Origin of the sequence: Rhodococcus sp. BP22 (assembly GCF_014281965.1) — a bacterium.
Classification (GTDB): domain Bacteria; phylum Actinomycetota; class Actinomycetes; order Mycobacteriales; family Mycobacteriaceae; genus Rhodococcoides.
The window spans coordinates 265,393-283,161 of the sequence record NZ_JACFTB010000005.1 but is presented as its reverse complement, the minus strand read 5'-3'; the positions used below and the strand labels follow the sequence as shown (position 1 = coordinate 283,161).

The window sequence follows — 17,769 nt, the reverse complement described above, 5'->3', positions numbered from 1 at the left end:
TGATTAGCTCTCTGCGCTGGCGAGACGCGCCGCGGAGGTCTCGTCGGCCGGGCGTTGCTCGGTCTGACTCAATGCCCACCGGTAGTCGGGCTTGCCGGCCGGCGAACGCTTGATCTCGTCGACGAACCACACAGCACGCGGAATCTTGTATCCCGCAATCTCTTTACGTGCTGCGGTATCGAGGTCTGCGAGTGTAGGACGTTGTGCGCCTCGGGTCTGTACGACGGCAGCGACCCTGTGGCCGAGCCGCTCGTCCGGGACGCCGACGACGATGGCGTCGAACACGTCGGGGTGCGATTTGAGAGCACCTTCGACCTCCTCCGGGAACACTTTTTCGCCGCCGGTATTGATCGAGACCGAACCACGCCCGAGCATCGTGACGCTGCCATCGGCTTCGACCCTGGCGTAGTCGCCGGGAATCGAGTAGCGGACGCCGTTGATCTCCTTGAACGTCTCAGCCGTCTTGACCTCGTCCTTGTAGTACCCGACCGGGATGTGCCCACTCCGCGCCAGCAGTCCCTTGACTCCCGAGCCTGCTTCGACGGGACGGCCGTCTTCACCGAGCACGATGGTCGAGGCGTCGATCTTCACCCGCGGTCCACCTGTGTGTTCGGCGCCCTTGGCGACTACGGACAGTCCGCCGAAACCTGTCTCGGAAGATCCGATCGAGTCGGTGATCATCCTGTTGGGAAGTAGTTCGAGGAGCTTTTCCTTGATGCTGGGTGAGAACAATGCTGCGCTGCTGGCTATCAGGAAGAGCGAGGACAAGTCGTAGGGCTTGCCATCCGGGCCGCCCTCGATGAGTGCGTCGAGCATCGGGCGTGCCATCGCATCACCGGTGATGAAAACGAGGTTGATCCCGTATTTGTCGACCAGCTGCCAGATGGCGTGACCCTCGAAATCGGGGTGCAGCACGGTCTTTCCACCCCCGAAGAGGCTCTGGAACGTGGCCCACTGTGCCCCGCCGTGGATCATCGGAGGAATCGGCATTCTCGTCATCGGCGGATTCTCGGCGCCCATTTTGGCGAGATCCCACTCGTCTTCGACGTACTCGCCGGTCATGAAGTTGATGCCACCGCCGAGCACACGCCAGATGTCCTCGTGCCTCCACATCACGCCCTTGGGGCTACCCGTGGTCCCACCGGTATAGAGCATGTAGATGTCGTCGTTGGTGCGTTCTTCGAAGTCGCGTTCGGGGGAAGAACTCTCGAGCGCGTCTTCGTAGGAGACCTGGCCCTCGGCGCCGTCGATCACGACGGTCGTCTTCAGCAGTGGACAGGTAGGTAGAACAGCGGCGACCTTGTCGGAGTAGCGGGCTTCATGAACGAGCGCGACCATGTCCGAATTCTCGAAGATGTATTGCAACTCGTTCTCGATGTAGCGGTAGTTCACATTGACCACCACTGCGCGAATCTTGAAGATAGCGACCATTGCCTCGATCGCCTCGATGCCGTTACGGCTGTACACCCCGACCTTGTCGCCCGGCTTGACGCCTTGCTTCTGCAGGTAGTGCGCTAGCCGGTTGGTTCTGTCTTCCATCTGCGCGTAGGTGATCTCTCGGTCTCCCGACACCAAGGCAACACGGTCGGGAACAAGGTCGATTGCATGCTCGACGAGGTCTGCGATATTTAGGGCCACGCGTTAAAAGTAGAACGTGTTATCGTTTCTGGCAATAGCCAATCTGAGACCGAGATCACAAGAGTGAGGTAGCCACAGTGACGTCGAGTGCGCCGGAAATCGGAACGAAATCACCGCACGCACTCGTGGAGAAGCGTGGCCAAGTCCTCATCGTGACGATGAACCGACCCGAAGCGCGCAATGCACTGAGCGGCGAGATGATGGCCATAATGCGCGACGCCTGGGATCGTGTCGATGCCGACCCAGATATCCGGGTCGCTATCCTGACCGGCGCCGGCGGCGCGTTCTGCGCGGGCGCCGACCTCAAAGCGATGACCAGCACTCACCCAGGTGACAGTTTCAGCGGAGGCGGATGGGACCTATCGAAGATCGAGGCCCTACTCAAAGGCCGCAGGCTGACCAAGCCGCTCATCGCAGCCGTCGAGGGCCCCGCCATTGCCGGTGGTACCGAAATTCTTCAGGGCACCGATATTCGCGTCGCAGGTGAAAGCGCCAAGTTCGGTGTCTCCGAAGCAAAGTGGGGACTCTTTCCACTCGGCGGGTCCGCGGTGCGGCTCGTCCGGCAGATCCCGTACACGATTGCGGCCGACATCCTGTTGACCGGCAGGCATATTCGCGCCGCCGAAGCCAAGGAGATCGGGCTGATCGGTCACGTGGTCCCCGACGGTCAGGCGCTGGAGAAGGCACTCGAACTCGCCGAACTCATCGCCGCGAACGGCCCGCTTGCCGTGCAGGCGATTCTCAAGACCATCCGAGACACCGAGGGACTCCACGAGGAAGAGGCGTTCAAGATCGACGCCGAACTCGGAGTAGCGGTATTCAAGAGCCACGACGCCAAGGAAGGGCCGCAGGCATTCGCCGAGAAGCGGGCCCCGGTGTTCGAGGGTCGGTAGCGCCCCACCCGTAACCACGAGGATCCGATAGCCGAGCGCTTCCGCTCGAGTCAGCGCTGGACCGCCTCCATCGGCGTTCCATTGTCGACCAGTGCCGACAGCGTCGCAGCTTCCATGCCCGGCGAACCACACACCAGAACCTGATGGCGGTCGAAGGGTTCCTGGACGGCGATGACGTCGGCGAGGCTGCCTTCCCAGCAGTGCTTCGCCCCGAACTTCGCGTCAGGGTCCGCGACGTGTGCATTGATTGCCTCGTGCCACCTGTCCGGAGCCCACGGGTCCGCCAATTGATCCACCACCGGCACGACTTTCAGCCAGGGCAGTTCGGACGCAAGGATCCACAACAGATCCGCGGCATACAGATCGCTGGGCGATCGACCACCGAAGTACAACGTCACTCGAGGTGGCGACGGCCGACGCGTCAAGTCGAGGATGAGCGAACGCATCGGTGCCAGCCCGGTTCCTCCGGCGATCATGACGACATCTCGACCGGAGTCGTCGATGTGAAAGTTGCCGCCCGGATTGCGGAGTTGCCACACGTCACCCGGGCGGGTTTCGTTGACGATCGACCCACTGACCCAGCCCGCCGGCACCGCTCGAACATGAAATTCGAGCTTGCCGTCCGCCGACGGCGGAAGCGCCGAGGAATACCGTCGAGACAGCGTTGCGTTCTGCGGCACCACGACCTCGATCGACTGTCCGGCTCGAAATGGAACGGCGTCCCCGACGAGGCGGACGACAGCCAAGTCGTTGCGTAGTCGGTTGTACTGGACCACTTTTGCGTTCCACGTCTGCATGGCTTCAAGGATAAGCGGTCTCACCGCCTGTGCGCGATCAGCCGATAGCTTCCGGACTTCGGCAGCAGCATTCAGCGTTGGTGTCGCGGTTTCCAGACGACCAATGCGCTGCGTTGTACGGGAACGAGATCGCGTCGATAACTCACGTGTACGTTCGCCAACTCCTGGGCGATTTCGGTGACACGTGCCTGCAGAGCCTCGACCTGATTGGTCAGCTCGATGATCCGCTTGATTCCTGCCAGGTTCACGCCCTCGTTCTGCGAGAGCCGCTGCACTTCGCGCAGCAGTGCCACATCGCGCGGGGAGTAACGCCGTCCCCCACCGGTAGTGCGGTGCGGCGTCACCAACCCCAAACGGTCGTACGTACGCAGGGTTTGCGCGTGCATGCCCGCGAGTTGGGCCGCGACCGAGATGACGAACACCTGGGCATCGGGGTCAGCGTGGCCTGGGCCAGGAGTGGAGCCTGCGGAATGACCCGATCCTGGAGAGTTCGGCGGCAGTGTCACGATGCACCTGCCCACCCGGCCCGCGGGTCGAATCCGCTGGCCTTCTCGGCTTCCAGATAAGCGTGCAGTGCCTCGATGGCGGGATCGTCGAGTTTCTGCGGCACCGCGACCTTGACGGTGACCATCAGGTCACCTGCGGTCCCGGTCTTCTTGGGAACTCCTCGTCCGCGAACACGCAGTACACGTCCGTCGACCGTGCCCGGTGGGACCTTGACGCCGACTCGGCCGTCGAGGGTCGGGATCGACAACGTGGCTCCGAGGACCAGTTCGCCGTAGCTGACCGGCACCGTCACGGTGAGATCGTCGCCGTTGCGGCCGAAGACCTTGTCGGGCCGAACCCGGACGATGACATACAGATCGCCCGACGGTGCCCCACGCAGACCGGCTTCACCCTGGCCTGCCAACCTGATCTTCTGGCCGTCGGACACACCGGGTGGAACCCGCACGGTGATGGTGCGAGTGCGATTCTGCACTCCGGTACCGCGGCAGTCCTGGCACGGATCGTCGATGATCGAACCGGTTCCGCGGCAGTCGTCGCACGGCTCGCTGAACCCGAACGCGCCCTGGTTGCGGTTGACCACCCCTGCGCCGTTGCACCTGGGGCACACGCGTGGGCTGGTTCCTGGTTTCGCGCCGCTGCCGTGACACGTGGTGCACGAGGACGGACTGGTGAGTCGCAGTGGAACGGTGACACCTTGCGTGGCTTCACGGAAACCGAGAGTGGTCTCGGTCTCGACGTCGCTGCCCCGTCGTGGACGGTTGCCCGCGGGGCGCTGCTGCGTCCCACCGCGGTTGAACAGTCCACCGAAGATGTCGCCGATTCCGCCGTCGCCGCCTCCGGCCTGACCGAAGATGTCGCCGACGTCGAATGTCTGGCCGCCGCCGCCACCTCCACCGAATCCGCCCGAGCTGGGGCTGAATCCGCCTCCGCCCTGGCCGAATCCACCGGAAGCGAAGAGTCGACGCGCCTCGTCGTACTCCTTACGTTTCGCCGGATCGATGAGAACCGACTTGGCCTCGCTGATCGCCTTGAAGCGACGCTCGGCCTCGACGTTTCCGGGATTGGCGTCAGGATGGTTGTCCTTGGCCAGCTTCCGGTACGCCTTGTTTATCTCGTCTGTGGACGCGTTGGAGGAAACGCCCAGTTCCTTATAGAAGTCCTTCTCGATCCACTCCCGCTGGCTCACCGGGCGTTTCCTCCTCTCGCGCTATTTTTGTTTACTGCCCCTCGGGAGCATCGGCTCCCGAATCTTGTGACGCATCATCGACCACACCGACCATCGCGGTCCGTAGAACACGATCTCCGAGCTTGTAACCCGGACGCATCAGCGTCCCGATCACTGGTTCGTGACCGTCACCCTCATGGGAGACAGCTTCGTGAACCGACGGATCGAATGTGTCCCCGATGGCGCCGAACGCGGCAAGCCCGATGCTGTCGAACACACCGGCGAGCTTGTCCGAGAGCGCCTTCAGCGGACCCGTCTCCAGGTCTCCGTGCTGTCGAGCTCGCTCTAGATCATCGAGGATCGGGAGAAACTGGGAGACAACGGACGCTTTCGCGTTCTCCGCTCCCGTTTGCTTCTCACGGTCGGTACGCCGACGGTAGTTGGCGTACTCTGCCGACAACCGCTGCAGATCGGCGGTGAGTTCTGCGATCTGTGTATCGCGTACGTCTTCCACCACCTCTGCCTCGGCAACCCCTTCGTCTACCGAGCCGGGCTGGGGCGCAGCCCCGGTGCCCACGAGGGGCTCCGGAACTGCGTCGCCTTCCCGAACTTCACCGGTCTCGGGATCGATCTTTCGCTTGTCCACGAAAGTGACCGGTTCCTGCTCGGTGTTACCCGACGTCACTTCTTGTCCGTGTCGACGGGCTCGTCCACGACCTCGGCGTCGACGACACCGTCGTCAGCCGGAGCCCCACCCTCTGCGCCGCCCTGCTCATTGGCCTGAGCCTCGTAGATGGCGGTGCCGAGTGCCTGCGACTCGGTGGACAGCTTCTCCACTGCGGACTTGACCGCCGAGATGTCGCTACCGGCGAGAGCCGACTTGGCCTCTTCGATTGCCGACTCGACGCGACCCTTGAGGTCGGCGTCGACCTTGTCCTCGTTGTCCTTGACGAACTTCTCCGTCTGGTGGACGAGGGACTCGGCCTGGTTGCGGACCTCGGCCTCTTCGCGACGAGCCTTGTCCTCCTCTGCGTGAGCTTCCGCGTCGGCGACCATGCGTTCGATCTCTTCCTTGGACAAGCCGGAGCCGTCCTGGATCTTGATCGTGTTTTCCTTGCCGGTGCCCTTGTCCTTGGCCGTGACGTGCACGATGCCGTTGGCGTCGATGTCGAAGGTGACCTCGATCTGGGGCACTCCGCGAGGAGCCGGTGGCAGATCCGTCAGCTCGAAGGAGCCGAGGAGCTTGTTGTGCGAAGCGATCTCGCGCTCACCCTGGAAGACCTGGATCTGCACCGAAGGCTGATTGTCGTCAGCGGTGGTGAAGGTCTCGGACCTCTTGGTCGGGATGGTGGTGTTGCGCTCGATGAGCTTGGTCATCACGCCACCCTTGGTCTCGATGCCGAGGGACAGCGGTGTGACGTCGAGGAGCAGAACGTCCTTGACCTCACCCTTGAGCACGCCTGCCTGCAATGCAGCACCGACAGCCACGACCTCGTCCGGGTTGACGCCCTTGTTGGGCTCGCGTCCACCGGAGAGTTCCTTGACCAGTTCGGAGACCGCAGGCATACGCGTCGAACCACCGACGAGTACGACGTGGTCGATGTCCTTGACTGCGATGCCGGAGTCCTTGACCACTGCCTGGAACGGCGCACGAGTGCGGTCGAGCAGGTCGGAGGTGATCTTCTGGAACTCCGAGCGGCTGAGCTGCTCGTCGAGGAACAAGGGGTTCTTGTCGGCGTCGACCGTGATGTACGGAAGGTTGATCGACGTGCTCTGCCCGGAGGACAGCTCGATCTTTGCCTTCTCGGCAGCTTCACGAAGACGCTGCAGAGCCATCTTGTCCTTGGTCAGATCGATGCCGTTCTGAGCCTTGAACTTGTCGACGAGCCAGGTGACGATCCGCTCGTCCCAGTCGTCGCCACCGAGGTGGTTGTCACCCGAGGTTGCACGGACCTCGACGACACCGTCGCCGATTTCCAGCAGGGAGACGTCGAACGTGCCGCCACCGAGGTCGAACACCAGAATGGTCTGCTCGCTGTCGCCCTTGTCCAGGCCGTATGCGAGTGCAGCCGCGGTGGGCTCGTTGACGATGCGCAGGACGTTGAGGCCGGCGATCTGGCCGGCTTCCTTGGTTGCCTGACGCTGTGCGTCCTCGAAGTAGGCGGGCACGGTGATGACCGCGTCGGTGATTTCCTCACCCAGGTAGGCCTCGGCGTCGCGCTTCAGCTTCTGCAGCGTGCGCGCGCTGATCTCCTGAGGAGTGTATTTCTTACCGTCGATCTCCACGTTCCAGTCCGTGCCGACGTGACGCTTGACGGAGCGAATCGTGCGGTCGACGTTGGTGACCGCCTGGTTTTTCGCGGGCTGGCCGACGAGCACTTCACCGTTCTTGGCGAAGGCGACGACCGACGGTGTGGTGCGTGATCCCTCTGCGTTGGCGACCACAACCGGCTCGCCGCCCTCTAGGACGGACACAACCGAGTTGGTGGTCCCGAGGTCGATACCGACCGCACGAGCCATAATGTTTCCTCCTGTTATTGCTGTGGAAAATGCCTAGCTGAGTGAACTGCGCTCAAGTCTGCAAGACAAGTTCTCGTTCGTCAAGCTGGACTTGAGCCTCATCCACTCAAGGCTGTCGAAAGGGTTAACGGAGGATTCGCGGAATTTGTTCCCGAGGCCGTCCTAGACACACGAATGCGCCGTGACGGCAGTGCCGTCACGGCGCAGGATCGAGGTGAAAACTTCCGCTACTACTCCTCGGTGTCGGCAGGCGCCGGTGCGCAATCGACACTGAGCAGGCCGACAGCGACGTTGTTCGAGTAGTTGGCATCGAGCTGCGGTGAGAACACCGCAACGCCGCCCGGGCGCGATACCCACTCGGTTGCCCCACTCGGCACGATCACCTTTTCCGTCTTACCCGGATCGACCTTCTCGACAGTGGCGGCACCGTTGACATCGGGCAGCACCGCATAGTTGACGGACACCGCGGATGCGGCACCCTTGCCGACGTTCTCGACCGAGATCTCCAGCGCGCCGACCTTCTCCCCCTCCGGCTTCTTGTCGTCTTTCGCCACGCATGTCGTTCCGATCGTGACGACGAGGTCGGGCGATTCGGCGACCGAGGAACCGAAGGGGCTTGCGGGCGCTTCGGGCTCTGCGGAGGCCATGGGCGCCAGGACGACCGCACCCATGGCGGCGGCAATAGCGGCTGTCGAGGCCAGGACGGTGGCGCGGGCGATGTGACGCATGAGGGTCTCCTGTGACAGATGAGGTTGGTGTTGCAGTTGATGTTGTTGTTGCCAGATTGACTATTACCTATGCGAACCAGACATTCCATACCAGGCGGTCTCGATTGAGTGACGCTTTGCTTACCGGTCGATCACGTTGTCTTGGAACAACATCGATGTAATTCAGGCGCCGAACACCGTGCACCGGGTTTCGCCGACGCCCCGACCGGGGATGTACCAGACTGCGGACCGTCCGTTCCCTACGTAGGGTTTGAGGAAAAGCGAGGCTACGGAGGCATATGGATCCCGAAGTGCAGCACGAACCAAGCGAGATCACCTACGACGAGAAGTTCTATCCGGCCAGACCTCGACCGCTTCGCCCCTCCGTCCGTCGGGCCAACCGGATCGGCAACTCCTCCCAGGACAGCGATCCGTCCGCCGCCAATGGTGAATACGTCGAATGGCTGACCGAGCAGTCGATGCTGAGAGACGCCAAACTCATCGCCGAACAGCTCTCCGGCAAGGGCAGCATGTGGCAGAACCCCTATGCCGACCCCAACCCACGGGGAGCCGTCGAGCGCGCCCCCGTCTGGTTCACTGCCTACCCGATCTCGGTGATCAACGCTCCGCAGACCAGCTTTCTGCACACCCTGGGCAGCGAAGAGCTCTGGCAGGCCTTCTCCGATATCGGCATCACCGCAGTCCACACCGGACCGGTCAAGGTCGCCGGCGGTATCCACGGTTGGAAGCCGACGCCTTCGGTAGACGGTCACTTCGATCGCATCGGGATGCAGATCGATCCCGCGTTCGGCTCGGAGGAAGAGTTTCGACGCCTGTGCGTCGTCGCCGCCGCATACGACGGCATCGTCATCGACGACATCGTCCCGGGGCACACCGGCAAGGGAGCGGATTTCCGCCTCGCCGAAATGGCGGTCTCCGACTACCCGGGGATCTACCACATGGTGGAGATCGAGCCGGAGGACTGGCATCTACTACCGCGTGTCCGTGCCGGTGCCGATTCGCAGAACATCGACGCCGAAGCGGAAGCGAATCTCGCGCGCGCCGGCTACATCATCGGCCAGCTCCAACGCGTCATCTTCTACGAGCTCGGAGTAAAGGAAACCAACTGGAGCGCAACAGCTCCCGTCGTCGGCATCGACGGCATCGAGCGTCGCTGGGTGTACCTGCACTACTTCAAGGCAGGACAGCCGTCGATCAACTGGCTCGACCCGTCGTTCGCCGGGATGCGCCTGGTGATCGGCGACGCATGCCACTCCATTGCCGACCTCGGCGCCGGTGCGCTGCGATTGGACGCCAATGGCTTCCTCGGTGTCGAGCGTCGCGCGGAAGGCCCCGGCTGGTCCGAGGGTCACCCCCTGTCGGAGGCCGCGAATCATCTGATCGCCAGTGTGGTGCGCAAGATGGGCGGATTCACCTTCCAAGAGTTGAATCTGACGATCGACGACATCAAGGCCATGAGCGAGAACGGCGCCGACCTGTCGTACGACTTCATCAACCGGCCCGCCTACCATCACGCGCTCGTCATGGGGAATACCGAATTCCTCAGGCTCACCATGACGCTGTGCCGTGACCACGGCGTCGACCCGGCCTCGCTGGTGCACGCACTGCAGAACCACGATGAACTGACCTTCGAGCTCATCCACTTCGCAACGCTGCACGCCGAGGATGAGTTCAGCTACTGCGGCGACGTCGTGAAGGGTTCGGATCTCGGCGATCTGATTCGGTCCGATCTCACCGATCGACTCACCGGACGTTGGGCACCGTACAACCGAACCTTCACCACCAACGGAATTGCCTGCACCACAGCCAGTGTCATCACCGCTTCACTCGGAATCCGCGATCTCGATCGGATGGACGAGTCCGATATCGACACCGTCAGAACCGTTCATCTGATGCTCGCGATGTTCAACGCCCTGCAGCCTGGCGTGTTCGCGTTGTCTGGCTGGGATCTACTCGGTGTGCTTCCTATCGACGCCGAGGACGTCGCCGACTTGATTCGCGAAGGCGACACTCGCTGGATCAACCGTGGCGCGCACGATCTGATGGACAGCTTTCCCGACGCGGTCCGCTCGGAATCGGGCATACCCCGTGGCCGCAGCCTCTATGGTGCCTTGCCTGCACAGCTGAAGGATCCGAACTCGTTCGCCAGCCAGCTCGGTCGAATCATCGAGATTCGCAACAGGTTCGGCATTGCGACCGCGCAGCAACTCGATGTACCGACCGTCTCGCACAAGGGACTGTTGGTGATGGTGCACGAATTGGGTCAGGGCACCATTCAGGCAACGGTCATCAACTTCTCCTCGGACGAGGTAGCGGCCACCATCCAGTCCAAGTTCCTGACTCCCGGCGCGGGCGTCTTCGACATGTTCGACGATTCGGAGCTCGGCGTAGTCGACGAGCTCAACAGCTTCCCGATGACCCTCGCCCCGTACCAGGGGGTGCCGGTCATCCTGCGCTGACGCACGGATCAACGCGTTACGGCGACAACACCTTCCGCGCTGCGCGCCGCAATAGCGCACGCGCGCGAGGTGAACTGATCGAGCAGTGGATGCTCGGAAAGTCTGCGCCACTTCGAGATCGCGTCGAGCGCCCTGTCGCGGCGCTCGGCCGGTCCGGAGTCCGGATCCAAGCCAAGCCGGACGGCGGTATCGATGCCATATCCGCCGATTATCCGCTGCAGTTCCGCGAGGTCACCGTCGGGCAGTTTCGGGACGGTGGATCGCAGCCGTCCGAGCAGTCGTAGTTCTTGAAAGCCATGCACGTCGGCCAGCATCCGGCCTGCTTCGGCTCGAAAGACTGTGGACTGCGCAATCGGCCGAGAGTCGAGAATGCGCTGCAGCGCGACGAGTGCCGAATGTAGTTTCAGCTGGTCCGCGCGTTGACCGAACTGCACGTCGATCACCGAGCGCAGTTCGCTCAACCCGCTCCGTTCGGTCAATTCCGCTGCCAATGTCGGTGAATCACGGACGCCGAGTTTGATCAGAGTGATCGCCATCCTGATTCCGAACATGCCGAAGCGATCGATGATCGACGCCCGCAGATCCGCGTCGACCGGCAGCAGCCCGGGTCGGGAGAACCGGTCGGCCGACAGCATCGCCAACGCCAGATCTTTCTCGGGCACACCGGCCAGGGTTTCGAAGGCCGCGAACTCCGACTGCCGCAATGTTCCAGCGGCCAGCGCGAGCAACCCCGCAACCGGCACGACGGCCTGGCACAGTCCTGTCGATTCCAACTCCGCAGCGAACCGGGCCGCAACCTCGTGCGCGGACATCATCGCATCCATCCGGCCTGCCCCGACCTCGTCCGCTCGTGAGAGAACTCCGATCACACCGAGCGGTCCCGACTCACCGCCGACATGAGCACCGATCTGACTGAGAAAGCTCACGTCGGTAGCGTTGAGCGTCCGCATCAGATATACGACGGCGTCGGCCCCGGAAGACGAGTTCTCCGGCGCCAGCATCGACAGCGTGCGAGCCGACACGTCTCGGGAGAGCGAGGAGGTGCCAGGCGTATCGATGATGGTGCTGTGCGTCAGGGCGCGCGCTGGCCACTCGACTTCGAGACGGTCGACATCGGACGCGGTCAGATCACCGAGGTCGAACGCCAAGCGTCCGTCGCGGCGCTGCACCGGCACGTGTGTGGACTTGTCGCCGTCGTACCAGGCTGTGACGTTCGGACTGGCTCCGTTGCGATACCAGGTGACGACCTTGGTGCATTCGGTAGCGTCGGTCGGCGCTATATCCTGCCCGACAAGAGAATTGAGCAGTGTCGACTTGCCTGCCTTGAGCGACCCGGCGAGCGCGACGCGCAGCGGCTGACCCAGCCGATCCAGTACCTCGGTCAGTGAGGCAGCGGCGTAGGTGTCGATCGAATATGCAGCGCGTGCGGCGGAGATCAGCTCACGGGCATCGGCGAGCGGTGTCACTGTGCCCGGCCGTTCGGCATTAGAGCGGAGGCACGCTCGTTGAGCTCCGCGACGACCTTCATCTCCCGATCCAAATGCCCTATTCTCGTGGATCTTTCGGCTGTTTCGACGGTTGCCGCTTCCTGCGCTGCGCGCAGTGAATCGTTGAGCGATCGCAGCGTCTGCTCGGCTATGGAGGTGAAGTGATCGCGCAGCACCCGCTGAATCAGGCGTAGCCGATCCTTCGATTCCTTGCCGACCTGAAAGCTGACGTCATCGGTGAAGCGGCGAATCGCGATCTTGGCTTCCGAACGGCGAGCCCTGACCTGATTTTCCTTGTCTTCCTTGTACGCCTTGGTGCCCAGCAGTACGCCCGCACCGATGGAAATCGGATTGAGCAAACTGAGCCCGACGAAGGTGGTGATGAGCCCGAACATCAGCACCCCTCCATACGATCCACGCATTCCGACGAGGACTTTCTGAGTGATCCCGGTCTTCCCCGACTCCAGATCGGCAAGCGAGGCAACGGGTTCGAGGATGTCGTCGAGATCGCCCAGATCGAGATCGGGCAGCGCGACCGCACCGGCGGCCGCGAAGTGCTCCGCGACGAGCTCGGACAACCACAGCGCACGGTCGTGTGCCCACACGAAGTTGTCACCCACCGATGCCGCGATCTGCTCTTCGAGCCAGTCACCGAGTTCGAGCCAGTCCGAACTCGGGTCCCCACCGTCCACTGTCTCCTCTGCCTCGCGCGTCACTCGACGCAGTCGATCACGCAGGTCGTGGTCGATATCCGCGGCGAGGTCGGCAATACCGTCGGAGAGGGTGTGCTGCCACTGCGAGGTCTTCTTGTGCAGCTCCTCGGCCGCCGCTTTCGCCCGTTGCAGTCCGGCAACGGCCGCCTCGGCGCGCTGCGGATCGCGCAGTGCAGCAAGTTCACTCGCCATTGCCAGCGTGAGATGTTCGGTGACCGACCTGATGTCGAGCGAGACCGCAGCTCGCGTCGTCGCATCGGCGCGCGAGAGGACGTTCTCGCGGAGGAAGGTGTAGAGCTCGGGAAATCCCGACTCGTTGTTCAACTCTTCGTCACTGAGCCGAAGTGCGTGTGATCGGAGCAAGGAAGACAGCGCGATGATCGGCACATCGAGGCCTTCACGAGCCAGGTGAGCGAGATTGGCGTCGACGATCTGCCGCCAGTGCGGATAGAGATCGGTCTTGGTGACCAACAATGCCACCGAAGGGCAGAGGCCGAGAACCTGTCGGAGAAAAGACACTTCGGGCTCGGTGAGCTCGCGACTGGCATCGGAGACGACCAATACCGCGTCTGCGGACGGTATCAAGCCGAGTGTGCCTGCAGCATGTGGGTTTCCATGGCCACCCACACCGGGAGTGTCGACGAGTACGAGCCCGTCGGCTAGTAGCGGACTCGGTACGTTGACCTCTAGTCGAAGGACCTCGCGCGATTGTGCCCGGGGATCTGCAGGGGTGATGGTCTGTAGTTCTTCGAGCGGTACTTCGACCCGAACGGCCTCGTTGCCTGGATCGGCAAGCACCAGTTCTGCATACGGACGTTCCGAGTTCTGCACAACGGTGGGGATGGCGGTCGTCTCGTCGTCACCGACCGAACACACGTCGAGGTTGAGCAACGAGTTGACGAACTGGCTTTTTCCCTGTTTCAGAGGCCCTACGACGACGATGCGCCTTCTGGGATCGAGCACTCGCTCCTTCGCGAGTTCCACCCTCGACACGAGATCGGACCGACCGACGCTCTGCGCTACTTCCGCAGTGCGATCGAGCAAATCGGCCAGCTGCTTCGATTGCCCGTCCATAGCCTTCTTTCCGATACACGTTCCTTCTCGAGCGTTCGGGTGAACTCTAACGACCGAGCGGCCCCGGGCGAACCGAACCGCCCGGGGCCAGCTACAACCGCATGATCACGGGTCGAGCAGATCGGTGTGGTGATCACCGGTCGTCAGGTCGGCGACCGACTGTGCCGAGCTGTCGAAGTCCCCGTGCAGTCCGGCGTCCGAATGCAGACCCGCGTCGGACTGTGCTTGTCCGAAGATGCTCGAATCCACGCCGGACCAGGCGCTCGAATCGAAAGCCGAGGTCGAATCGAACGATCCGGATGCGCCGCCCGTGATGCCGCCGGTGACTGCACCGACCATGTCGGCTCCACCGGCAGCGGCACCGGATAGATCGGTGGACAGATCGGCAACCGGCCCGAGCCCACCACCGAGTGCGCCTGCTACCTCTGCGCCCGTGGAGAGCGCCGCGTCGGCACCAGCGGATGCGCCGGCGTCGATGGTTCCGGCGACGCCACCGCCGATGTCCACTGCACCCGCTGCGGCGCCGTCGAGCGCGCCGGTGAGCGAGCCACCCAGCTCGCCGTCCGCGTTGCCGAGGCCTCCGGCAAGGCCGCCGCCCAGCCCGGCAAGCCCGGACAATCCGGCGGAGACCCCGGCGCCTGCTTCGTCGACGGCGTCGATGCCGCTGTCGATTCCGCCGGTAATGCCTGCGCCTGTAAGACCACTGAGGTCGAGGTCACCGGATCCTGCGGCGCCGAGCGCTGATCCGAGAGCGCCGTCGAGGGTTGCACCGAGCGTGGTCGAAACACTTGCCTCGCCCGAAGCGTCGATCGCAGTGTTCAGCGCAGCGGTCAGGCTGCCGACGACGCTGCTATCCAGATCGAGAGCAGTGCCGAGGGCGCCACCGACGAGGACACCGATGTCGGCGTTCGCGATTCCGGTGAGGTCGAGGTCTGCCAATGCGCCTGCGTCCAGTACGGCACCGAATACGTCACCGAGCGAAGCGCCGAGATCGGCTCCGATGGTTCCGCCGACGCCGAATGCTGTGCCGAGTGCAGTGCTCAGGGCACCGTCCACACCGGCAAGGACGTCGAGATCGATGCCGCCGACTGCATCGAGTGCGGCATCGAGCGCCACCTCGAATGCTCCGGTGACCTCGGCGCCGAGCTCGATTCCGCCGCCGATGAGTCCGGCCAGGGCGCCGCCGATATCTGCCGCGCCACCGAGATCGATCGATCCGCCTGCGCCGATGGCAGCTTCGAGTGCGGCACCGAATGCTGCGCCGAGGTCGGCCCCGATGTGTCCGCCTGCGGCGAGAGCTGTACTGAGCGAAGAACCGATCTGGACTGCGATGTCACCGGCCAGATCGACCTCGCCGCCCACGCTGCCACCTGCACCACCACCGATGCCGCCACCTATGAGTCCGCCACCTGCAAGCCCTCCGCCTGCGACGGCACCGGCTGTCAGTCCAAGGCCGGTCGATAGTCCACCGCCGAGTCCACCGCCGATTGCGCCGCCACCGGCCAGGCCGCCTTCGATGCTTCCCGATGCGCCCGCACCGAGGATGGCCGAGAGCTGCGAGCTTGCTCCTGCGAACAGCCCGGACTCGGCTACAAGGGGGGCAACCGCGACGATGTCGGCGTGGCACACATCGCCCAACCCTGCCGCGGCCAGCGCGATATCCGGGTTGGCGCAGTATGCGGCAGCAGCCTTGTCGTCGCGAAGCAGGCTGAGGATGAAGTCGAGTACTGCGTTGGTGGCCATGTGAAGTGGCTCCATTCTTTTGTTCGGTCTTTCGTGGTTGATCACAAAGCTATGTGCCGCCGGTCCCCGGCAGAACGGGGCCGATCCCCCTAGTCGGACCAGCAGGCCCAGGGGTGCGCTGTTAGGGGATTCGGAGCTGTTAGGGGATTTCCCCGTCAATAGCGCTTCACCTGCTGTGAGACGTAACGAAAGGTGCGATGCTTCCGACACAAGATCGAATAGGACGTGCGGATCGAACAAGAAGCCGGAGATGAAGATGAGCGCAGGGCTCGGCATACGGATTGGAACAGCTGCCTCGGTGGCTGCCCTCGATACTTCCGAGGATCCCCACGCGCCCCGCGACTTCGCCACCGATGAGGCAATGCTCACCGTCACTCGCCGGTCCGCTCTGGACCTTCGCCCCGGTGCCGCTCCCAGCCTCGCCGGGAGCCAGGATCGCCAGAACCGCTATCTGATCAGCGGATTCGCCGACCGCGTCGGAGACCCCGTTCCCGTCATCGACGAGGACGGACGATCGCATCAGGCCGAGGACCTCTTCGCCACTGCCACGCGGGCCCTCGTTGCCGAAGCGTGTGCGGGCACTCCCTGTGATCCCACCGTCGTCGTCACCTATCCCGACCGGTGGTCGACCTATACGACCGACGTTCTCCGCGGCGCTTTGGAACGTGCAGGCGTTCCCGATGCGAAGCTCGTCCCCGACTCGGCCGCGGCCATGCGCTGGCTCGAGGGTTCACGCGGCGCTGCGAGCGACGGCCTCGTCGTCATCTACGACCTCGGTGCCTCCTCCCTCGATATCACCCTGATGCGCACCGGCGCCGAATCCGGAACCATCGGAGCCGGAGCCAATTCCACCGACTTCGGCGGAGCACAGTTCGATCACCTGATCACCGAGCACGTCCTCGACACCGCGGCCAGTAGCGCCTCGTTCGAATTCGACCCGTTCGATCCCGATACTGTCGGCGCCCTCGTCGAACTTCGCGCACGATGCAGTGAGGCGAAGGAAGAGCTCTCTTCGGAGACTGCGACGACGCTGACCATCGACCTTCCTTCTGTGCACACCGAGACACGGCTCGTCCGTGGCGAACTCGAAGACTTGATCCGCCGCCCGGTCCTCGATTCCATCGACCTGATTCGCGACGTGCTGCACACCTCCGGCCTCGACGTCTCCGATGTGACTCAGGTCCTCCTCATCGGGGGCAGCTCCAGCATTCCCCTTGTCGCCGAACTTGTTTCCTCACACATGCGTGTTCCGGTGGTCACCGGGCCGCATCCCGACCGCATCCCCGCCATCGGCGCAGCATTGCTCGCCAACGAGATCGCCCGCGCGGCTGTCCTCGACGCCCCTGTGGCCTCTGCCGTCGCGCTCACCCGGCCCGCACCGCGCCCGGCGTTCGCATCGCCGGCTGCTGCGTCCGCGGCCGAATCGACCGGATCATCCGGCCGCAGGAAGGTCGGTATCGTCTTCGCTGCCGTTGCCGCGCTCGTGGTCATCGCCGGCGGCGGATTGTCGGTAGGAACCGCGTTGACCACCAAGGATGCGCCGGTCGATTCGGTGTCGGAGAACAGCACGGGAGCCAGTCCGTCGGCGGTAACTGCCGCCACTGTCGCCGAGATGGGCACGCCCGCAAACGGTCTACCTGCTCCGACCGTCGCCGCCGACGGCGCCCTGATCCCGGCCCCGGGAACGGCTATCGCCGCTGACGGCTCGATCGTCTCAGCTCCTGGATCGGCCGTTCCGTCCGCCGAAGTCGGCGCACCTGGCGCCCCTGCCGCAGCACCGGGCGTCCCCGCGCCGAATGTGCCCGCACCGAATCCGCAGCTCCCGGGATACGCCCCGCCCGCCAATACGCCACCGGCATACACACCGCCTGCCTACACACCGCCGACGTACACCGGTCCAGGACTGTCCGACGCCGGAGGTGCTGCAGGAAACGTGCTTCAAGGTGTGGGTCAGGGCGTCGGAGGTGTCGTTCAGGGCACGGGCGATGCCGTCGGCGGCATCGTCGGACTCGTTCCCCCGTTGCTCGGCAACAAGTAGCAGCTTT

13 protein-coding genes are annotated in these 17,769 nt (G+C 63.6%); 3 read left to right on the top strand and 10 right to left on the bottom strand.

Annotation, left to right across the window (positions count from 1 at the left end):
• Nucleotides 1-3 precede the first annotated feature (3 nt).
• Nucleotides 4-1,638 (bottom strand): acyl-CoA synthetase, encoded by a 1,635-nt coding sequence (locus H2510_RS13080; protein ID WP_186628735.1) that lies wholly within the window; start codon nt 1,636-1,638, stop codon nt 4-6.
• Nucleotides 1,639-1,796: 158 nt separating this feature from the next.
• Here H2510_RS13080 and H2510_RS13075 point away from each other — a divergent pair, with 158 nt between their 5' ends.
• Nucleotides 1,797-2,531 carry a crotonase/enoyl-CoA hydratase family protein gene (locus H2510_RS13075; RefSeq protein WP_261392937.1) on the top strand — a complete coding sequence of 245 codons (735 nt, stop codon included), beginning with the start codon at nt 1,797-1,799 and terminating at the stop codon, nt 2,529-2,531.
• Between the two features lie 50 nt (nt 2,532-2,581).
• Here H2510_RS13075 and H2510_RS13070 read toward each other — a convergent pair whose 3' ends face one another.
• From H2510_RS13070 to H2510_RS13045, 6 genes are all read right to left on the bottom strand, one after another.
• Nucleotides 2,582-3,328, bottom strand: coding sequence for an FAD-binding oxidoreductase (locus tag H2510_RS13070; RefSeq protein ID WP_186628733.1), 747 nt, complete (start codon nt 3,326-3,328; stop codon nt 2,582-2,584).
• 71 nt (nt 3,329-3,399) lie between these two features.
• On the bottom strand, nt 3,400-3,750 hold the full coding sequence (locus H2510_RS13065) for a heat shock protein transcriptional repressor HspR (RefSeq protein ID WP_186628903.1): 351 nt from the start codon (nt 3,748-3,750) through the stop codon (nt 3,400-3,402).
• Nucleotides 3,751-3,830: 80 nt separating this feature from the next.
• Complete coding sequence (gene dnaJ / locus H2510_RS13060; protein WP_186628732.1) at nt 3,831-5,021, bottom strand: molecular chaperone DnaJ; 1,191 nt, start codon at nt 5,019-5,021, stop codon at nt 3,831-3,833.
• Nucleotides 5,022-5,052: 31 nt separating this feature from the next.
• Nucleotides 5,053-5,685 carry a nucleotide exchange factor GrpE gene (grpE, locus tag H2510_RS13055; RefSeq protein WP_186628731.1) on the bottom strand — a complete coding sequence of 211 codons (633 nt, stop codon included), beginning with the start codon at nt 5,683-5,685 and terminating at the stop codon, nt 5,053-5,055.
• Nucleotides 5,682-7,520, bottom strand: a complete 1,839-nt coding sequence (gene dnaK / locus H2510_RS13050; protein WP_186628730.1) for a molecular chaperone DnaK — start codon at nt 7,518-7,520, stop codon at nt 5,682-5,684. Before dnaK ends, grpE begins: the two co-directional genes overlap by 4 nt.
• Nucleotides 7,521-7,750: 230 nt before the next feature.
• Nucleotides 7,751-8,248: a Pro-kumamolisin, activation domain family protein gene (locus H2510_RS13045; protein ID WP_186628729.1), complete on the bottom strand. Its 498-nt coding sequence runs from the start codon at nt 8,246-8,248 to the stop codon at nt 7,751-7,753.
• A 278-nt stretch (nt 8,249-8,526) separates the two neighbouring features.
• On the opposite strand from H2510_RS13045, the gene treS reads away from it, so the two are divergent.
• A complete protein-coding gene (treS, locus tag H2510_RS13040; protein ID WP_186628728.1) occupies nt 8,527-10,707 on the top strand; it encodes a maltose alpha-D-glucosyltransferase in 2,181 nt (726 codons plus the stop codon).
• Nucleotides 10,708-10,715: 8 nt separating this feature from the next.
• Here the strand turns inward: treS and H2510_RS13035 are convergent, their stop codons facing one another.
• The 3 genes from H2510_RS13035 to H2510_RS13025 all read right to left on the bottom strand — a co-directional run bounded on the left by H2510_RS13035 (nt 10,716) and on the right by H2510_RS13025 (nt 15,724).
• Nucleotides 10,716-12,173 carry a dynamin family protein gene (locus tag H2510_RS13035; RefSeq protein WP_186628727.1) on the bottom strand — a complete coding sequence of 486 codons (1,458 nt, stop codon included), beginning with the start codon at nt 12,171-12,173 and terminating at the stop codon, nt 10,716-10,718.
• Nucleotides 12,170-13,981 carry a dynamin family protein gene (locus tag H2510_RS13030; RefSeq protein WP_186628726.1) on the bottom strand — a complete coding sequence of 604 codons (1,812 nt, stop codon included), beginning with the start codon at nt 13,979-13,981 and terminating at the stop codon, nt 12,170-12,172. Before H2510_RS13030 ends, H2510_RS13035 begins: the two co-directional genes overlap by 4 nt.
• A 105-nt stretch (nt 13,982-14,086) precedes the next feature.
• Nucleotides 14,087-15,724 carry an IniB N-terminal domain-containing protein gene (locus tag H2510_RS13025; protein ID WP_186628725.1) on the bottom strand — a complete coding sequence of 546 codons (1,638 nt, stop codon included), beginning with the start codon at nt 15,722-15,724 and terminating at the stop codon, nt 14,087-14,089.
• 256 nt (nt 15,725-15,980) lie between these two features.
• Between H2510_RS13025 and H2510_RS13020 the strand changes: the two genes are divergently transcribed.
• On the top strand, nt 15,981-17,762 hold the full coding sequence (locus H2510_RS13020) for an Hsp70 family protein (protein WP_261392914.1): 1,782 nt from the start codon (nt 15,981-15,983) through the stop codon (nt 17,760-17,762).
• Nucleotides 17,763-17,769: the final 7 nt, after the last annotated feature.

What these genes read in the sequence shown, in the direction of transcription:
- H2510_RS13070 (WP_186628733.1), bottom strand. Translation starts at nt 3,328, where the DNA reads ATGCAGACGTGGAACGCAAAAGTGGTCCAGTACAACCGACTACGCAAC.
- H2510_RS13020 (WP_261392914.1), top strand. Translation starts at nt 15,981, where the DNA reads ATGAGCGCAGGGCTCGGCATACGGATTGGAACAGCTGCCTCGGTGGCT.
- dnaK (WP_186628730.1), bottom strand. Translation starts at nt 7,520, where the DNA reads ATGGCTCGTGCGGTCGGTATCGACCTCGGGACCACCAACTCGGTTGTG.
- H2510_RS13025 (WP_186628725.1), bottom strand. Translation starts at nt 15,724, where the DNA reads ATGGCCACCAACGCAGTACTCGACTTCATCCTCAGCCTGCTTCGCGAC.
- treS (WP_186628728.1), top strand. Translation starts at nt 8,527, where the DNA reads ATGGATCCCGAAGTGCAGCACGAACCAAGCGAGATCACCTACGACGAG.
- H2510_RS13045 (WP_186628729.1), bottom strand. Translation starts at nt 8,248, where the DNA reads ATGCGTCACATCGCCCGCGCCACCGTCCTGGCCTCGACAGCCGCTATT.
- H2510_RS13075 (WP_261392937.1), top strand. Translation starts at nt 1,797, where the DNA reads ATGAACCGACCCGAAGCGCGCAATGCACTGAGCGGCGAGATGATGGCC.
- H2510_RS13030 (WP_186628726.1), bottom strand. Translation starts at nt 13,981, where the DNA reads ATGGACGGGCAATCGAAGCAGCTGGCCGATTTGCTCGATCGCACTGCG.